Raw genomic sequence first — 16122 nt, forward strand, 5'->3', positions numbered from 1 at the left:
GTGCCGGATCGTGTTCATCCACAATCCGGCACCGCTTCCATCTCACCTGGTCCCTCGCCGACTGCGACGAGGGACCAGACTACTTACACCTCGAGGTCACTCACCTGGCTCGGCCTTGTAGATGAGCTTCTTGTTGACGAACTCATCCATGGCCAGGGGGCCGAGTTCACGACCGATGCCGGAGCGTTTGACGCCACCGAAGGGCAGGAACTCCCGCGACTGCTCGGGAGTGTTGATGAAGACCATCCCCGCCTTGATCTGCTTGGCGATGGTCTCGGCCCGATCCGTATCGGAAGAGAACACGGCGGCACCCAGACCGAACGGAGTGTCATTGGCCAAGGCAACCGCTTCGTCCTCGGTGGAAGCCTTGTAGAGAATGACGGCCGGGCCGAAAATCTCTTCATGGTGCGCGTTCATGTCGGAACTGACATCGGTAATGACGGCAGGACTGACGAATGCGCCGGGCCCCTCGTACCTGGTGCCGCCGGTGTGCACGGTGGCACCCTGGCTGGCAGCCTTGTCGATCTGCTCGACGAATCGACTGGCGGCCTGTTCGGTCGACAGCGGGCTGAGTCGAGACTCATCGCTGTACGGGTCCTCGGGTGTGCGGGACTTGACCTTGGACACCATCTTCTCCAGTACCTCGGCGTAAAAGTCTTCCATGATGATCATGCGCTTCGGAGCATTGCAAGCCTGCCCGTTGTTGCCCAGTCGAGCGTTGAGGAGAGTCTTCACCGTGGTGTCGACATCGGCAGAATCAAGCACAATGTAGGGGTCAGAACCGCCGAGTTCGAGGACAACCTTCTTCAGGTTCTTTCCTGCCTCAGCAGCGACTGCCGAGCCGGCGCGTTCGGAGCCGGTCAGCGACACTCCATGGTTGAGCGGTGAGGGTAGAACGATGTCTGCGATCTGCTCATTGGAAGCATAGACGTTGATGTAGGCGTCTTGCGGCAGGCCCGACTCCTGGAAGATCTCTTCGATCACGCGGGCAGAGCGGGGGCAGTTCGGAGCATGCTTGAGGATGATCGTGTTTCCCAGCGCCAGGTTCGGTGCCGCGAAGCGTGCAACCTGGTAGTACGGGAAGTTCCAGGGCATGATTCCCAGCAACGACCCCACCGGCTCACGGTGGATATAGGCCTGAGCATCCTTGGGACCACGCAGGGGCTCATCTTCAATGAACTCCGCTGCGTTCTTGGCGAAGTACTTATAGATAAGCGAACAGAGAACGAGCTCTCCCTTGCCTTCCGGCAGCGGCTTGCCCATCTCAATCTGGATGATTTCGGCCAGTTCCTCAGAACGTTCCCTGTAAATGACCGACAGCTTCTCGAGAATTTTCGCTCGTTCTTCCACCGGGGTCTGCGACCAGACGGTGAAAGCCGCATCTGAACGCTCAAGTGCGCTGTGGATCTCGGCGTCCGTTGCGGTGTCAAATGATTCGAGCAGCTTACCGGTAGACGGATCGACAACACTGTACATTTCCACTCCTAGATTGTGGTTCATTAGCCGCATACGCATGAGCGGCTCAGGTGATGTGGCGTCTCCTGTCGAGACGCGGGCACTGCTTGACGTGTCAGTCCATCAGCCGTTTGACCATTTTCGACACGTAGTCTGCTTGTTGGAATTCCTTGAGGCTGACCATCGAATGAGACCGGGACAGTCCGCGGCCGCCCTCGATGAGTTTCGTGAACAGCACCTCATTGAGGTGGGCCATATCGCAGACATTGATCTTGAGGAGCAGATCGAACTCCCCGGTGGTTAACACCACCGATTCGACCTCCGGGATCTCTGTGAGCTGACGAGACTGTGCGACATGATCGATTCCCAGCTCACAAGAGATTCCGACGTAGACGGATATCGGCAACCCCAGCTTCGAGAGATCGACGGTCGTCGTGTATCCCGTGATGACGCCCCGTTCTTCGAGCTGATTGATTCGCTCGGACACGGCCGATGGTGACAGACCCACTTCCTTGGCCAGAGATCTCTGAGAACGGCGAGGATCTGCGACCAGCAGGTGGAGGATGTGAAGATCGATCTGGTCGAGAGGCTTCGCGCCGTTCTTCTCACTGGGGCTCGAGTTCTGAAGTGCCATGCTGTTCCTATTCCATGACGATGACGGTTCGAGCCCCTTCGGCTCTCTCCATACGGTCGAATCCTTCGAATGGGTCTGTCAAACCTATCCGATGGGTGATCATCGTGGCTAAATCCAGGTTCCCCTCCTGCACCTTGTCGATGAGCTTCGGTATATCCTTCTGCGGATCCGAGGATCCGAAGACCGACGAGCGCAGGGTCCGGTTGAAGTGGAAGATCTCCATTGCGCTGAGGCTGACCAGGTCATCGGCTCGTCCGACTCCGACGACCGTGCATTCTCCGCCGCGGCGAGTGGACTTCCACGCCAGTTTGATCGTCACCGACTTGCCGACGCATTCGAAGGCGTGGTCGACTCCCAGCCCTCCGGTCAGTGCCCGAATGTCCTTGGGCAGCTTCTCATTGGAGACCACGAAGTCCGTTGCGCCCAGGCTGCGAGCCAACTCTTCCTTATCGGAGTTGACGTCGACGGCGATGATCGACGAGGCCCCGGCCAGTTTCGCGCCGGCGATCGTAGAGAGGCCGATTCCGCCGAGCCCGATGACGAGCACGGTCTGACTCTTCTGCACCTTGGCGGTGTTGTTCGCGGCGCCGACTCCGGTGAGGACAGCACACCCCATAAGGGCCGCCTGGGTGAGATCGACGTCTTTGGGGATCGTGACGACGGCATGTGCGGGAAGCACGACCTCCTCGGCGAAGGCACCGACACCCAGTGCCTTGTACACGGGTTCCCCCTCGGGGCCGGTCGTGAACTGGGCTGCGGTGCCGGCCTTTTCAACGGCCGAACACAACCATGGTTCGCCATTGGAGCAGAACCAGCATTCCCGGCAGGGGGGAGCCCAATTGAGGATGACATGGTCCCCGACGTTGACGTCGGTGACGTCAGCCCCGACTTCGAGAACGACGCCTGAGGCTTCGTGTCCGAGGACCACGGGCATGGGTGATTGCACGGTGCCGTTGATGAACGACAGATCCGAGTGACATACACCGGCCGCAGCGACCTTGACATGCACGTCCGTCGCCGTCACCTCCGGAAGGTCATAGTCTCTGATGGATACTGGCCCTCCGGCCTGTTCGAGTACTGCCATTCTGACCATGCTGGTCTGTCCTTTCGTCTGCTGGCTGCGCTGTTCTACGCGGTCGGCTGTGAGTGAGCTTGTGTGTGGAGTGCGGCCGCATCAGGCCACATCTCCGATAGCGTCGGGTGCGGGTGGATGCTCAACGACAGGTCCTGCGCCGAGGCGCCCATTTCGATCGCGAGCACCATTTCACCGATGAGTTCCGAAGAATGCGGTCCCACGGCGACGGCTGAAACGATGGCGTCCGTAGCAGTCTCAATTTCGATTTCGACGTAACCGTTGGACTGGCCCATGGTTGCCGCTCGTCCGGAGAATCCGAGCGGCAGCTTCTGCGTTGTGGTCGTCCCTGCCGCCGGTGGTTCGCCCAGTCCGGGTTCGATCCGGGCGATGGCGATCTCTGGATCGGAGAACATCACCTGGGGGATCACCGTTGAGATCATGCGAACATTTTCTCCCGACACCGAGGCGGCCGCGACCTTGGCCTCGGCCGTGGCCTTGTGCGCCAAGGCGGGACCAACGACTACGTCGCCGATGGCGGCAATGTGTTTGCCTGCCCGACCTGCGGGGTCGACGGGAATGAGCCCGTCTGGTGTCGTGGAGATGCCGGCTTCGGCCAAACCCAGGTCGTCCGTATTGGGTCGTCGCCCGACCGCCACCAGGATGGCGTCGGCCGGGATACTGCGTTGGCCTGCCGCGGATTCGATGGTGATGCCCTCGGCAGTGACACCGACCGCCGAATTCCCGGTGAGGACCTCGATGCTCAACTCTTCGGCCCTGCGTGTGACTAAACGGGACGCGTGTGCCGGAGCATTCGGCAAGATCGTATCCAAGGCTTCGACGATGGTCACGGTGCTGCCGAGTTTGGCCAGTGCCGTGCCGAGCTCGATTCCGATGTAGCCGCCACCGACGACGACAAGCGCCTCAGGCAGGGAATCCAAGTCGAGAAGCGAAGAAGCATCGTGGATGAGCGGGTGGCTGAAGGGCAGCGGCGGAACTTCGATCGCTCTCGACCCGGTCGCGATGATCGCATCATTGAACTCATAGTGCTGGGGCGGGTGGTCCCCGTCCTTTTCTGCAACTCCGCGCCGGGGCCCGGTGAACATGAATCTGCCGGTGACGACTTCAACACCAGCGGTCTTCAGTCGTGAGGCCACGCCATGGGAGAGCCCAGTGACCATGGAGGTCTTCCACGTCTGAAACGCGCCCAGATCGACCGCGGGCACCGACAATGTTCCCGGTGCTAGATCTCGTGCCTTGGACCGAACCTCGGCGAGCTCGATGAGTCCTTTGGACGGGATGCAACCGTGCAGCAGACATGTGCCGCCGATCCCGGCGGGTCCGTCGGCATCGATGAGTGTGACCGAACGTCCGAGCGCGGCAGCTTCGAGCGCCGCGGTGTAGCCTCCGGGTCCGCCGCCAATGACGAGCAGGTCGACGCCCTCGGGCATCTCTCCGACCACCATCAGAAATCACCGGCCATCAGCAGCGTCGGGTTCTCCAACAACTGGGTGAGCAACTGCAGGAATGCACCCATATCGGCACCGTCGATGATTCGGTGGTCGGCGGACACGGCGATCGGCAGAACCTTGCGGATCTCTGGTCGACCGTCGACGGGCACCACCTTGTCGACGATCTTGCCGAAGCCGGCAATGGCCACCTCGGGCGGTCGGATGATCGGGGTGCCCAACCATCCGCCATAGGAACCGAAGTTCGTGATCGTGAATGTGCCCCGCGACATCTGTGCACTCGTGATGGTGCGCTCCCTGGCGCTCTGAGCCAGTTCCTGCGATTCACGAGCAAGGGCGAGCAGCATCTTCGAGTCGGCACCCTGGATGACGGGCACGAAGAGTCCGGCCGGAGTCGACACCGCCAGGCCGATGTTGCGCTGGCCCAGATAGGTGATGGTCTCGTTTTCAAGGTCTAGGGTGGAGTTGAACTCCTTGCGGTGGCGCAAGGCGATGGAGACGGCGCGGATGAGGAAGGGCAGGAAGGTCACCTTCTCATTGCGCCCGATCGCTTGCAGCTGCGTATTGAGTGTGGCCCGTGCTTCCACCAGGCCGGTGGCATCGATTTCGCGGAAGTCCGTGATGTGCGGAATGGTCTGCCAGGACTCGACCATGTTCTTCGCGATCGTGCGCCGGAGGCCGCGAAACGGTACGGACTCGTCCGCGTGAATCGGCTCGGTCCGCGTCGGTTCGGCCCGTTTCTGATCGGCCGAGGTGCCGGCAGCAGTCGACGCGCTTGCGCCGGCCGAAGCCGAGGCCAGCGAACCGGTTCCAGCACCCGCTTCCGCCGAAGAACCTGGCCCACCTGCGATGGCGCCGGAGCCTGACTCCGCGGTCGGGGTCTGAGACGACGTGTTCGGCACGGTGAGGAAACCGTCGACATCAGCCTTCGTGATGCGACCGGCGGGCCCGCTGCCTGCGACGTCTTTGAGGTCGACACCGGAGTCGTGGGCGAACCTTCGCGTCGCGGGGGAGGCGAGGACTCGTGGAGCACCTCGTGGTTCCCGAGCGGCACCCTCATCGGAGATCGCACCTGATTCGGGAGCCGCACCTGATTCGGGTGCTGCGTTCGACGCGGGGGAGTACTCGGCACCGAACGGTGCGATGGAGTCTTCACCGGCGGCCACATCTGCACTGTCGTCCAGTGCGATCTCGACGAAGGTAGCACCCACGTTGATGAAGTCGCCTGGGCTGCCGGCGAGTTTCGTGACGACTCCGGCCACAGGAGAGGGGACTTCGACCATGGACTTGTCGGTCTCGACTTCAGCGAGCACCTGATCGGGAACGACGGTGTCACCCACGGAGACTTTCCAGGACATGATCTCAGCCTGATCGAGCCCTTCGCCGACGTCTGGGAGTCTGTAGACGAAATCGGTCATGACGCCGCCACTACTTTCTTCGCTTCTTCGACGACACGGTCGACTGTGGGGAGGAAGTATTCCTCGATTCCGATATTCGGATAGGGCACATCGGGAGACGTGACGCGCGCGACCGGAGCCTCGAGTGAATAGAACGTCTCCTCTTGGATCGTGGCAACCACCTCGGCGCCGAATCCGGACGTCTGCGTCGCCTCATGGACGACCATGGCTCGTCCGGTTCGAGCGACCGCCTCCTTGATCCCATCGATGTCGAGAGGATTGAGGGTGCGGAGGTCGAGGACGTGAGCGGAGATGCCCTCGGCAGCCAGTTCCTGGGCGGCCTTCTCGATGAGCTGCACGCCGGCGCTCCAGGAGATCAGCGTGATGTCTTCACCCTCGCGGGCGACGCGGGCCTGGCCGAAGGGAATTGTGTAGTCTTCCACGGGAACTTCGCCCTTGACGAGTCGGTAGGCCTTGAGCGGCTCGCAGAAGAGGACAGGGTCCTCACCCCGGATCGCCTCCAGCAGGAGACCCTTGGCCTCGTAAGGATTCGAGGGCATCACGACCTTGAGCCCGGGTACATGGGTGAAGTGCGCTTCGATCGCATCCGAATGGAGCTCTGGTGCTCGCACACCTCCGCCGAAGGGCGCACGGATGACCACGGGAGTAGTGTAGCGTCCCCGTGAACGGTATCGATAACGGGCCAGCTGCGGCACGATCTGATGGTAGGCCTGATGCGCGAAACCGAGGAATTGTATTTCCGCAATCGGCTTTATCCCGCTCAGGGACATGCCCAGGGCCGATCCTACGATCGATGCCTCTGCCAATGGCATATCGATGACGCGGTTCTCGCCGAATTCGGCCTGGAGGTTCTCCGTCGCACGGAAGACTCCTCCGAGTTTGCCGACGTCCTGACCCATCACAACTACTTTTTCGTCGCGTTCGAGTTCGCTGCGCAAGGTTGAACGAATTGCTTCGATCATTGTCATCACCGGCATTTTCAGAGCCCTTTCACAAAAGCGGTCTTCTGGCGTTCTAAGCGCACTGGGTCTTCCGCGTAGACATGGTCGAACAAGGTACGTGGATCGGGTGGGCCGACGAGATTGAGGGCTTCGACGGCTCGATCGACCTCAATCTGGTTGGCGGTTTCGATCTGCGCGAGCTGGTCATCTGTCAGCTCACCGACTGATCGAAGGTAATTGAGAACCCGGTCGATGGGGTCCACTGACTCCCACTCAGCCTTCTCCTCCGGACTGAGATACTTCGTCGGATCATCGGCCGTATTGTGCGCACCGAGGCGGTAGGTCACCGATTCGATGAGGGTCGGACCGCCGCCGGACTTCGCCCGTTCCACAGCTTCGGAGGCGGCTTGGTGTACAGCGAACAGATCGTTGCCGTCCACGAGGATGCTCGGGACCCCATAGCCGACACCGCGGCTGGCGAAGTTCTCCGCGGCGGACTGCTTATGCCGGGGAGTCGAGATCGCCCATCCGTTGTTCTGGAGGACGAAGACGATCGGGGCCTTCGTCACTCCTGCGAGGTTGAGTGCTTCATGGAAGTCACCTTCCGAGGACCCGCCGTCACCGATGAAGGTCATGACGACGCCCGGATCGTTCTGGAGTTTGAGCCCCCAGGCCAGGCCGACTGCCTGGGGCAATTGTGCGGCTAAGCCGATCTGAGGGGGAAGGACTTTGATTCCGTCCGGGATCGTGCCCGCGTCGGAGTTGCCCTTCCAGTAGGCCAGGAATCCTTCGATGCTCAGACCGTGGCGAAGCAGGCCGGGCAGTTCACGATACTGCGGGACGATCCAGTCGAGGGCCGGATCCAGTGCTGTGCATGAGCCCATGACGGAGGCTTCTTGGCCGCGGACGGCCGAATATGTTCCCATTCGTCCTTGGCGCTGGAGACTGAACGCCCGTTCGTCGACCTGTTTCGACAGGATCATCCATTGCAGCGTCCGTCTTGTTGTCTCGGCGTCCATCGACGGTGTTCCGTTCGGAACCAACTCGCCTTCTGGGCTGAGGATACGAAGCTTTTCCATGAGTTCTACTTTCTTGAGTGAGTCAACTGCGATAGGAGGACGCCGGGTTCAGCCCCGCATCAGGCTGGGCAGCCAGGTCACCAGGTCGGGGAATGAGAAGAGGATGAGGACGATGATGATCTCTGTGGGTATGAACCAAAAGATTCCTCGGAATGCATCTTCGAGGGTCACGCCCTTCGTGCCTGCGAGGACGAAAGCATTCATTCCAACCGGCGGTGTGATGAGACCAAGCTCGACCATCTTGATCATGAGGATGCCGAACCAGATTCCGTCGTAGCCGAGTGCGGTAACCACCGGATAGGCCAATGGCACCACGATGAGAAGGACTGAGAGCGAATCGAGGAACATTCCCAGCGGAATCATCAGCGCCAGCAGCAGAAGCACCACGAGTGCAGGCGGCGGATCCAAAGAGATGACCCACTTGGCGAAGCCCGAAGGCACACCGGCACTGACGAGGAAGTAGGTGAATATGCTGGCACCGATGAGGATGGCGAAGATGAAGCTCGACAGCGAGGCTGCTTCGGACAGTGATTCCTTGATGTTGACGAGCAGTGTCTTGCGACCGACTCGGAACCCATCGGCGAGCAGCATGATCAGCGCCAGGACGGCACCGATGGCAGCCGATTCAGTTGCGGTGAGGATGCCGAAGTAGATTCCGCCGATGACGACGGTGAAGAGCAGAGCGATCTTGAGGGCACCCGCGTACCCCTTGCGCTTCTCAGCCATATCGGCGAATTCCAGGTCGACCTCGTCTTCGACGAAGTCAGTGCCGGAAGCCAAATCGGCAGAGTCTGATCTTCGTCGTGGACGGGTAGTGGCCGCGATTGGCGCAGAGGCTGAGGCAGTCGCGGTCGTTACCGAGGTTCCGGTCAAGACTTTGGCGGCACGGGGCATGCCGCCGACCAAGGTGGGATTGAGCTTTGCCCGCATGATAATGAGAATGCCGAAGACCAGCACTGACAGCAGCCCTGGAACGATCCCGGCGGTCAGCATAGCGCCCACAGACTCGCCCGTGAGCAACGCGTAGAGGACGAGAACAATACTCGGTGGGATGAGGAAGCTCAGTGTTCCACCGGCTGCGACGACTCCGGCGGCGAACGCCGTGCTGTACCCGTACTTCTGCATCTGACCGATCGACATGCGGCCGATCGTGGCAGCAGTGGCTACGCTCGATCCAGACACCGCACCGAACGCGGCACAGGCGAAGAGTGAGGCAAGGGCGAGACCGCCGGGGAAACGCCTGAGCAGGCGATGGCCGATGAGGAAGACATCTTCGGCGATCCTGGCCTTCTCCGCAAGGATCCCCATCAGGACGAACATCGGAATGATCACCAGAGCCGCATTGGCTGTGCTCCGGTACGGGAGATTAGCCAAGGTCGACGATGCGATGTCAGATCCGGAGAAGACGAAGATTCCGAGCGCGCCAGCCACAGCCAATGCGAATGCCACCGGAACTCCAGTGGCCAACAGCGCCAGGAGCGTGAGGACGACGCCGATGACGATTAAGCCGACAATCAGTTCCATGATGGAGCCTCCAGCTGTTCGGGTTCGGTGTCTTCGGAGGTTTTGCGCTTCTCAGAGGTCAGAAGTGTGGCCACGAGCCTCACACATTCGAGGATCAGCGCACTTAACCCGATGGGAACTATCAACTTGGCCGGCCATACCGGGACCTTGATGAGCCCGTACCGGTATTCGTTGATTGAGATTGAGTGCAGTGCGGCTCCAGTGGTTTCGACGGTCATCCACACAAGGACGACGATGGCGAAAGTTATGCCGATCAGCTGCACGACCGTCGACACCTTCGGCTTCAGACGCATGATGACGATGTCCACTCCGATGTGCGCTCCGATGCGCATAGCGAATGCCAATCCCAGGTAGACCGCAGCTACAAGAAAGACCTCGCTGAATTCAGTGACTCCGGGAATAGACGACCCTGTGAGAAATCGCTTGATAACGTCGGCTGTCGTCAGCACCATGATGACGGCGATGATAGAGGACGCGCAGATGGCGAAGGCAATCGATACAGTGCGTGTCACTCTGTCCAATAGACGCACGATTCATCCTTTCTCCAAGTCGCTGACGGGGCACTCATTTCTTGGCGGCCTGAGCGATGCAGGGACCGATGGTGAGGTCGTAGGTCGATTCCTGTTCGTGCTTGTGGATCGCATCTTCGAGTTCTGCCAGGAACTTCGTGCTGGTGTCTGCATCGACTCCGGACCCTTCGGCGTCCTTCTTCCACTGTTTGATGAGCGAGTCACCGACGACGTCTATGAACTTCGAGACTTCGCCCTCAGGCAGTGCGGTTGCCGACCCGTCGGCGTCAAGGAACTTGTCGCACATCTCTTTCAGGTCACTGGCGATTTGATCACTGGAGTCATCAGTGAAGGTTGACATGTTTCCGCGGATCTTCTTCTGCTGGTCTTCGGACAGAGAATCCCAGTTGGCCTTGTTCATGAGGATCGCGCCGACACTATAGGTTCCGGTTCCCGCGTCGACCACTTTTGGAGCGACCTCGTTGAAGCTGTTGTCGACAGCGATATCGAAGGGGTATGACGTGTATCCGTCGATGACGCCCTGCTCGATCGACTGATAGACGTCACCGGCCGGCACAGAGACGGGGCTGGCTCCGATCTCTGAGAAGGCAGAAGAGAGGAGACCGACCGCACGGATCTTCTTACCCTTGAGGTCGTCGAGGCTTTTGACTTCCTTCTTCGTTCCCACGATTGTCGCTGAGACCGGAACGAACGTTATGAGTTCGACGCCGGCTTTCTCGTACTCGGCCTTGAGCGCTTCGTTCGAGACGTAGAGATCGTTGAGCGCTGTTGTAAATGCCCACGGGTCATTGGAGATGAAAGGAACGCTGGCGACATTGGTCAGCGGCAGATCGCCCGGGTAGTAGAACGGGTTGATGATGCCGAAATTCGCCCGTCCTTCGGATACGCCGGGAAGGATGTCTTCAGGTCCCAAGAGCGAGCCTTGGTGGAACAGTTCGGACTTCGCAACACCTTGGTCTTGGAGATAGTCAGAGACTTCGATGAGCGATTTGCTGAAGGAATTCTTCTCGGGCATGTAGTTCGCACCCTTCCAATTCGCGAGGTCTCCTTCACCACTTCCGCCTGAGGCCACTCCTTGGCAGCCGACGGCGGACAGTGCCACCCCGGCGACGGCAACTGCGGCGGCCAACTTCTTAAAACGCTGAATCATGAGGATCTCCTTTGACGCTCAACTACATGTTTTCGGTTGTGGTGTACGGGGACCGGCTGGAAAGCTTCCGAGTGAGGAAAGCTGTGGAACATCAATCGTCTTGTACTTATGAGCTATGGGCGTCATGTGTCCATTTAGATTGAGCTTCATGTCTACGTACGACATACAGGCTACATTGAAACACATCATTTGATCAATGGCCGCGACTCGTTCAATTTCGAAGGCATCCAGCAGTTCGCCCACGATGTCGCCCTCCCCTTGTCGGCAAACTCGACCCCATCGAGGGACAGTTCCCGGATTGGTTCGTTTCTCAGACGGCCGACATGGGATTCTTCGGCATTTTGTTCCCCGAAGAATTCGGTGGCCTGGGGTTGGGGATCTTCGAGTACTGCCTTTTTGCCGAGGGTCGCCACCGGCGAGTATCTCGGCGCCTTCGCCCTGTCCGAGGCAGAAGCCGGATCCGATGTCGCCAACATCCGTTGTAAGGCCACTCGTGCCGATGACGGTGGGTGGGTCATCAATGGCACGAAGATGTGGTGCACTTTTGACGATCAGGCTGATTGCATCATTCTCTTCGTCCGTGCCTCGACTGGTGAGGCCAAGCGCCAGTGCTGCCTGCGCCAACCCGATCGACCGAGTTGCCGTACGCGATGTCCCAGGTCTTCCATCCGAAGTACCCGATCTTCTTCACCGAAATACCCGACATTCCCTTCGGGAAATCACCCCGATTCTTCTCGACCAAGAATGCCGAGATCTCACGGTGCGCGAGATTATGGTTGCCGTCATCTCGAACAAGCCCTGGCGCGAGCTGGGTACCGCGACAGGGCTGACCGAGAAGCTTGAAATGATCGGGCCGATGCTTGATGTTGATCTGAATGCCGAAGGCGGTCGCTTCGAAGTCCGAGAAGCCATCGATGCGGTGCTGCGCCCGTGGTTCGCTGCACACACCGTCGCCGAGGCGGCTCCTAGCTCCCTTTCAATTTAGGGCTGCGCAACTCTTCAATCGCAGAAGGTCGACCATGCTGCGATAGAGAAAATGATGCCGAGGCTGCGATTGCTCATGTAACGTCGTTCTTTGTCGCATTCTGGAATTGCTCATACTTGTGCTCAAGGAGGTCCACTCTGGGGCGGTCCCGACGGCTCTTGGGGATCGACATCAGTTGATTACCATGTAGTTCCTGAAGGCCATGCCTTAACATAGGTCCATCGACTTCTTCCAGCAGATCATGGCGGATCTCAACCACGTAATCGGGACGAATTCCTAGGAAGAACCTGTCGAATGCGGCGTGGTGAATTTTGCACATCGCCAGTCCGTTAACCACTGCGGCTACACCGCGTTCATCGTTGTCCGGGATGATGTGCGCAGCATCCAGAAGGCTCGGATGTGCCAGCATGCAGACGGTGCAACGATTTTCATATGCAGACAGAACCATGGATCTAAAAACTGGTTGGTGAACTCGTGCTTTGGCCATCCGCATTAGGTAACGTCGAGCGACCGTTTCGTGTGCCGATTCGCTCAGTTCAAATGCGGCTTGAGCGTCTTCAGCGGCCACAAAGACGAATTGTTGATATTCAGGTTCCTCGTCGACGATGTAAACGGGTGTGATGGCTTGGTAGCGAGCTGGGGTCTTTGCTACTCCACGAAACCAGATAAGTGGTAAGTGTCGGTCCCGTGCTTCCCGGAGGCCGATATTCTCTGGGTGGTTCGGGTCGGTACCTCGCCATTTGTATCTAAATCGGCCGTCCACACCGGTGGAGTCTTCGTAAGGCGGCGTCTTGCCCGGTTCCGTGTACGAAGTGCGAAATGACAATGCAGCGCGGTAGTTGCCCGGTTTCCAGATACCTTGCATGGGAGCTATTAGCCGCGTGTCCTCATCTGCAAAATGAAAGTCATTGAGATCTTCGCGAGTGAGTGGCTCATTCCCGCCATCCGTGCGCATTTGTAACCATGAGATAGCAGCTTCGCGAAGCCCGTCTGGCTCGACCACAGTCAACCCTCCATCTTGTTGATTGAGCCCGAGACGGTCTCGAGTCGTTCCAGCTCACGCACCGCGGGTTTATCTGCTTCAGCGAAATCCAATTGACCGAGTTCTTCCACAAAGCACCAACGGAGTTCATCATGATCTGTACTTGAGCTGGGGAAGGCATCGGTTTTCACCCAATAGCAAGCGAGGTCGATTGACAAATCTGAGTCTGTCGTCGTCTCGCGCCAGATTAGACCCCCGACAGCTTTGATGTGAACGTTCAATTCTTCAATCAACTCTCGTCGCAGCGCTGCTTCGGCAGATTCATTCGATTCCACTTTTCCGCCTGGGAATTCCCATTTTCCGCCGGCAGCTTTTTCAGGTTTACGTTTGCACGCCAACACCTGGCTGCCGGCTTGGAAGACAGCTGCGACTACGCGAACAGTTCCGCTCATGTCTACAGACTATGCCACCCGCCCCGTCGCTCTGGCATAGTCCTCCTTGACGAGATCGAAATGGGCCCAGGTCTCGACGGCGGCAACATCGTCGAGCGCGCGTAGAGCCTCGACTGTTGCAAGAACCTCGGTGGAGGACGAGCCGACCGCGGTGGCAATGAAATCATGGGTGCCATGAGATCGTGCGGCGAACTCGATCGAGTCTGATTCCAGAATGAACTGTCGCACTGGCTCAAAGCTGCCTGCCAGGGTGATGCCCAGCCCTGTGGCAAAGCGGCTGGTGGAGAGTCCGCCGGATTTGATCGCAGCGATACGGATGACGCCAGCAGAAATGAGCCGCTGAACCCTGGACCGCACAGCTGACGGTGAGCGGTGAACAACCTCGGCGAGAGTACGATAGCTTGTCCGGCCATCGACTTGCAGCGCAGCGATGAGTTCGAAGTCGAGTTCATCCAACGCGATGTCATCGCGTCTTTGGGGAACGAAGAAGCCGCGCAGTACTTCGACGTAGGTCGTCACTCGAATCTCACGGACGCCGGAGATCGTTCTGACCGCATCGAGTGTGTCTAAAAGCTCCCGGCTCGAACCGTGTCGAGACTCGAATACCAACGGGCGTTCTCCGCTTGCTATGGACACGAACACAGCATTCGGCAATCGTCCCACCGCCTCGGCGACCGGGGATACTGGGCCATCGACGCGGACCATGGAATGTGTCAGCACATGATGGCCGGCAACTCCGGGGTCGAGCGCTGCGACCACGCGCAATCCTTCGCGTTCTGTGAGCACACGCAGTCGTTCGGAGATGACATGTCGTGAGACTCCATGGGCACGAGCGAGGTCAAGCACGCTCTTGCGTCCATCCCGTTGAAGCGCACGGATGATCGCAGCATCGAGTTGAGAATCCTCCGTATGCCCCATGATGCCTCCAATCGTGCAGTGGAATTGAGTAGTTGCTCTCCATTATCGCGCATGCTGCCTCCGAAGCTCGCAAATCAGCGGCGCCAGGCCCATCCCTGATTAACCATTGCCGGTGACACTGTGCCCGAACAGACCTACCATCACTCCAAGGCCACAAATCTCGCCGCACAGCTATGTCATCGTGGCGATCCGAGCAAAGGAGCTCACTATGACCTCACCCACGCCAAGCGTCCCCGAGCGCACGCATCGTCGCGCGCTCAAATCCGGATTTGCCGCAGCCGTCGGCACGACTATTGAGTGGTACGACTTCTATGTCTACGCCACGGCCGCCGCCATTGTCTTCCCTCAAATCTTCTTCCCGGAGGTCGACCGAACTCTGGGCACTCTCGCATCGTTTGGCACCTACGCGGTGGCGTTCTTCGTCCGACCTCTGGGCGGCATCATCTTCGGGCACATCGGCGACCGGCTCGGCCGCAAGCCGGCATTGACTATCACCTTGCTGATGATGGGTGTGGCGACCGTCCTCGTCGGCTGTCTGCCCGGCTACGACACGTGGGGCATGACCGCAGCGGTGCTCCTTATCTTCCTCCGCATCATCCAAGGATTGGCAGTCGGTGGCGAGTGGGGCGGCGCGAGCCTGATGGCCGTCGAGAGCGCTCCACCGAAGTTCAAGACCTTCTACGGCGGTTTCACCCAACTGGGCAACCCCCTCGGCGCGCTCCTCTCCTCCGGCGCTTTCTGGGTGCTCTCCCTCATGGGTGACGATGTTCTCTTCAGCTGGGGGTGGCGCGTGCCGTTCCTCATCAGCATCGTCCTCATTGCTGTGGGCATCTGGGTTCGGCTGCGCATCGAAGAGACCCCCGTCTTCAAACAAAGCGGCGCCAGCGAGACGACACCGATCATCCACACTCTGCGCTTCAACTGGTACCCCGTCCTTCTGGGATTCGGCATGGTCGCCATCGCTTCGGGCGGCTACTACCTCGCCACTTCCTACGTTCAGAGCTACGCGACCAGTGAAGAAATCGGGCTCGCCGCCTCCATTATCCTCGGGGCAATGACGCTCGCGTCGTTCCTCGAAGCACTCGTGACGCTTCCGCTGGCATTGCTCGGTGACAAGTGGGGAGGAAAACGCCTCATGTACCTCGGTGTCGGCATGTCCTTCCTCTGCTCCATCCCGCTCATCCTCGCCATCGAGAATCACACAGTGACACTGATCTACATCTTCGTCTGTGCGATACGAGTGACGATGAGCGCGACCTGGGCGCCATTGTCCGCCCTTCTCACGCAGATGTATCGCCCCCAGGCCCGTTATACCTCCATGTCCTTGGCCTACGGCGTCGGCGCGGCGGTGTGGGGCGGGCTCTCACCCATTGTTGCGACCTCCCTCATGGCAGCGACCGGTTCAATCTGGTCCGTCATCGGTCTCTTCGGCTTCCTCTCCGCGGTTGCCTGGATCGCCACCGCACTGGCACCGCAACACAGCGACGAACCTGAAACTGCCAACACCTGACCC

General features: G+C 59.4%; 16 protein-coding genes. 3 read left to right on the plus strand and 13 right to left on the minus strand.

Going from position 1 to position 16122, the window contains the following annotated elements; all coding sequences use genetic code 11:
* Positions 1 to 96 precede the first annotated feature (96 nt).
* The 10 genes from ACE03M_RS17495 to dctP all read right to left on the minus strand — a co-directional run bounded on the left by ACE03M_RS17495 (position 97) and on the right by dctP (position 11272).
* Positions 97 to 1476, minus strand: coding sequence for an NAD-dependent succinate-semialdehyde dehydrogenase (locus tag ACE03M_RS17495; protein WP_485935313.1), 1380 nt, complete (start codon positions 1474 to 1476; stop codon positions 97 to 99).
* Positions 1477 to 1570: 94 nt separating this feature from the next.
* Entirely contained in the window at positions 1571 to 2089 is a 519-nt protein-coding gene (locus tag ACE03M_RS17500; protein ID WP_485935314.1) for an Lrp/AsnC family transcriptional regulator, read from the minus strand.
* A 7-nt stretch (positions 2090 to 2096) separates the two neighbouring features.
* On the minus strand, positions 2097 to 3173 hold the full coding sequence (locus ACE03M_RS17505; protein WP_485935315.1) for a Zn-dependent alcohol dehydrogenase: 1077 nt from the start codon (positions 3171 to 3173) through the stop codon (positions 2097 to 2099).
* A 44-nt stretch (positions 3174 to 3217) separates the two neighbouring features.
* Positions 3218 to 4627, minus strand: a complete 1410-nt coding sequence (locus ACE03M_RS17510; protein ID WP_485935316.1) for a dihydrolipoyl dehydrogenase family protein — start codon at positions 4625 to 4627, stop codon at positions 3218 to 3220.
* Positions 4627 to 6048 (minus strand): dihydrolipoamide acetyltransferase family protein, encoded by a 1422-nt coding sequence (locus ACE03M_RS17515; protein ID WP_485935317.1) that lies wholly within the window; start codon positions 6046 to 6048, stop codon positions 4627 to 4629. The genes ACE03M_RS17510 and ACE03M_RS17515 overlap by 1 nt, the downstream gene beginning before the upstream one ends.
* Positions 6045 to 7016: an alpha-ketoacid dehydrogenase subunit beta gene (locus ACE03M_RS17520; RefSeq protein WP_485935318.1), complete on the minus strand. Its 972-nt coding sequence runs from the start codon at positions 7014 to 7016 to the stop codon at positions 6045 to 6047. The genes ACE03M_RS17515 and ACE03M_RS17520 overlap by 4 nt, the downstream gene beginning before the upstream one ends.
* Before the next feature lie 11 nt (positions 7017 to 7027).
* On the minus strand, positions 7028 to 8068 hold the full coding sequence (locus ACE03M_RS17525; protein ID WP_485935319.1) for a thiamine pyrophosphate-dependent dehydrogenase E1 component subunit alpha: 1041 nt from the start codon (positions 8066 to 8068) through the stop codon (positions 7028 to 7030).
* Positions 8069 to 8116: 48 nt separating this feature from the next.
* A complete protein-coding gene (locus ACE03M_RS17530) occupies positions 8117 to 9592 on the minus strand; it encodes a TRAP transporter large permease (protein ID WP_485935320.1) in 1476 nt (491 codons plus the stop codon).
* Positions 9583 to 10104, minus strand: a complete 522-nt coding sequence (locus ACE03M_RS17535) for a TRAP transporter small permease (protein ID WP_485935321.1) — start codon at positions 10102 to 10104, stop codon at positions 9583 to 9585. Before ACE03M_RS17535 ends, ACE03M_RS17530 begins: the two co-directional genes overlap by 10 nt.
* A 52-nt stretch (positions 10105 to 10156) precedes the next feature.
* Positions 10157 to 11272 (minus strand): TRAP transporter substrate-binding protein DctP, encoded by a 1116-nt coding sequence (gene dctP, locus ACE03M_RS17540; RefSeq protein WP_485935322.1) that lies wholly within the window; start codon positions 11270 to 11272, stop codon positions 10157 to 10159.
* A 278-nt stretch (positions 11273 to 11550) separates the two neighbouring features.
* On the opposite strand from dctP, the gene ACE03M_RS17545 reads away from it, so the two are divergent.
* Together ACE03M_RS17545 and ACE03M_RS17550 are read left to right on the plus strand one after the other, a co-directional pair.
* Positions 11551 to 11757 carry an acyl-CoA dehydrogenase family protein gene (locus ACE03M_RS17545; protein ID WP_485935354.1) on the plus strand — a complete coding sequence of 69 codons (207 nt, stop codon included), beginning with the start codon at positions 11551 to 11553 and terminating at the stop codon, positions 11755 to 11757.
* Positions 11669 to 12115 carry an acyl-CoA dehydrogenase family protein gene (locus ACE03M_RS17550; protein ID WP_485935355.1) on the plus strand — a complete coding sequence of 149 codons (447 nt, stop codon included), beginning with the start codon at positions 11669 to 11671 and terminating at the stop codon, positions 12113 to 12115. Before ACE03M_RS17545 ends, ACE03M_RS17550 begins: the two co-directional genes overlap by 89 nt.
* A gap of 215 nt (positions 12116 to 12330) precedes the next feature.
* Here ACE03M_RS17550 and ACE03M_RS17555 read toward each other — a convergent pair whose 3' ends face one another.
* The 3 genes from ACE03M_RS17555 to ACE03M_RS17565 are packed head-to-tail and all read right to left on the minus strand — an operon-like array spanning position 12331 to position 14609.
* Entirely contained in the window at positions 12331 to 13260 is a 930-nt protein-coding gene (locus ACE03M_RS17555) for an HNH endonuclease (RefSeq protein WP_485935323.1), read from the minus strand.
* Positions 13261 to 13262: 2 nt separating this feature from the next.
* Positions 13263 to 13691 carry a (deoxy)nucleoside triphosphate pyrophosphohydrolase gene (locus tag ACE03M_RS17560; protein WP_485935324.1) on the minus strand — a complete coding sequence of 143 codons (429 nt, stop codon included), beginning with the start codon at positions 13689 to 13691 and terminating at the stop codon, positions 13263 to 13265.
* Positions 13692 to 13700: 9 nt separating this feature from the next.
* The gene (locus ACE03M_RS17565; RefSeq protein WP_485935325.1) at positions 13701 to 14609 is read right to left on the minus strand and encodes an Lrp/AsnC family transcriptional regulator; all 909 of its coding nucleotides are present in this window, start codon (positions 14607 to 14609) and stop codon (positions 13701 to 13703) included.
* A gap of 208 nt (positions 14610 to 14817) precedes the next feature.
* Here ACE03M_RS17565 and ACE03M_RS17570 point away from each other — a divergent pair, with 208 nt between their 5' ends.
* Complete coding sequence (locus ACE03M_RS17570) at positions 14818 to 16119, plus strand: MFS transporter (protein WP_485935326.1); 1302 nt, start codon at positions 14818 to 14820, stop codon at positions 16117 to 16119.
* Positions 16120 to 16122: the final 3 nt, after the last annotated feature.

The organism is Brevibacterium sp. AGC70 (genome assembly GCF_057334195.1).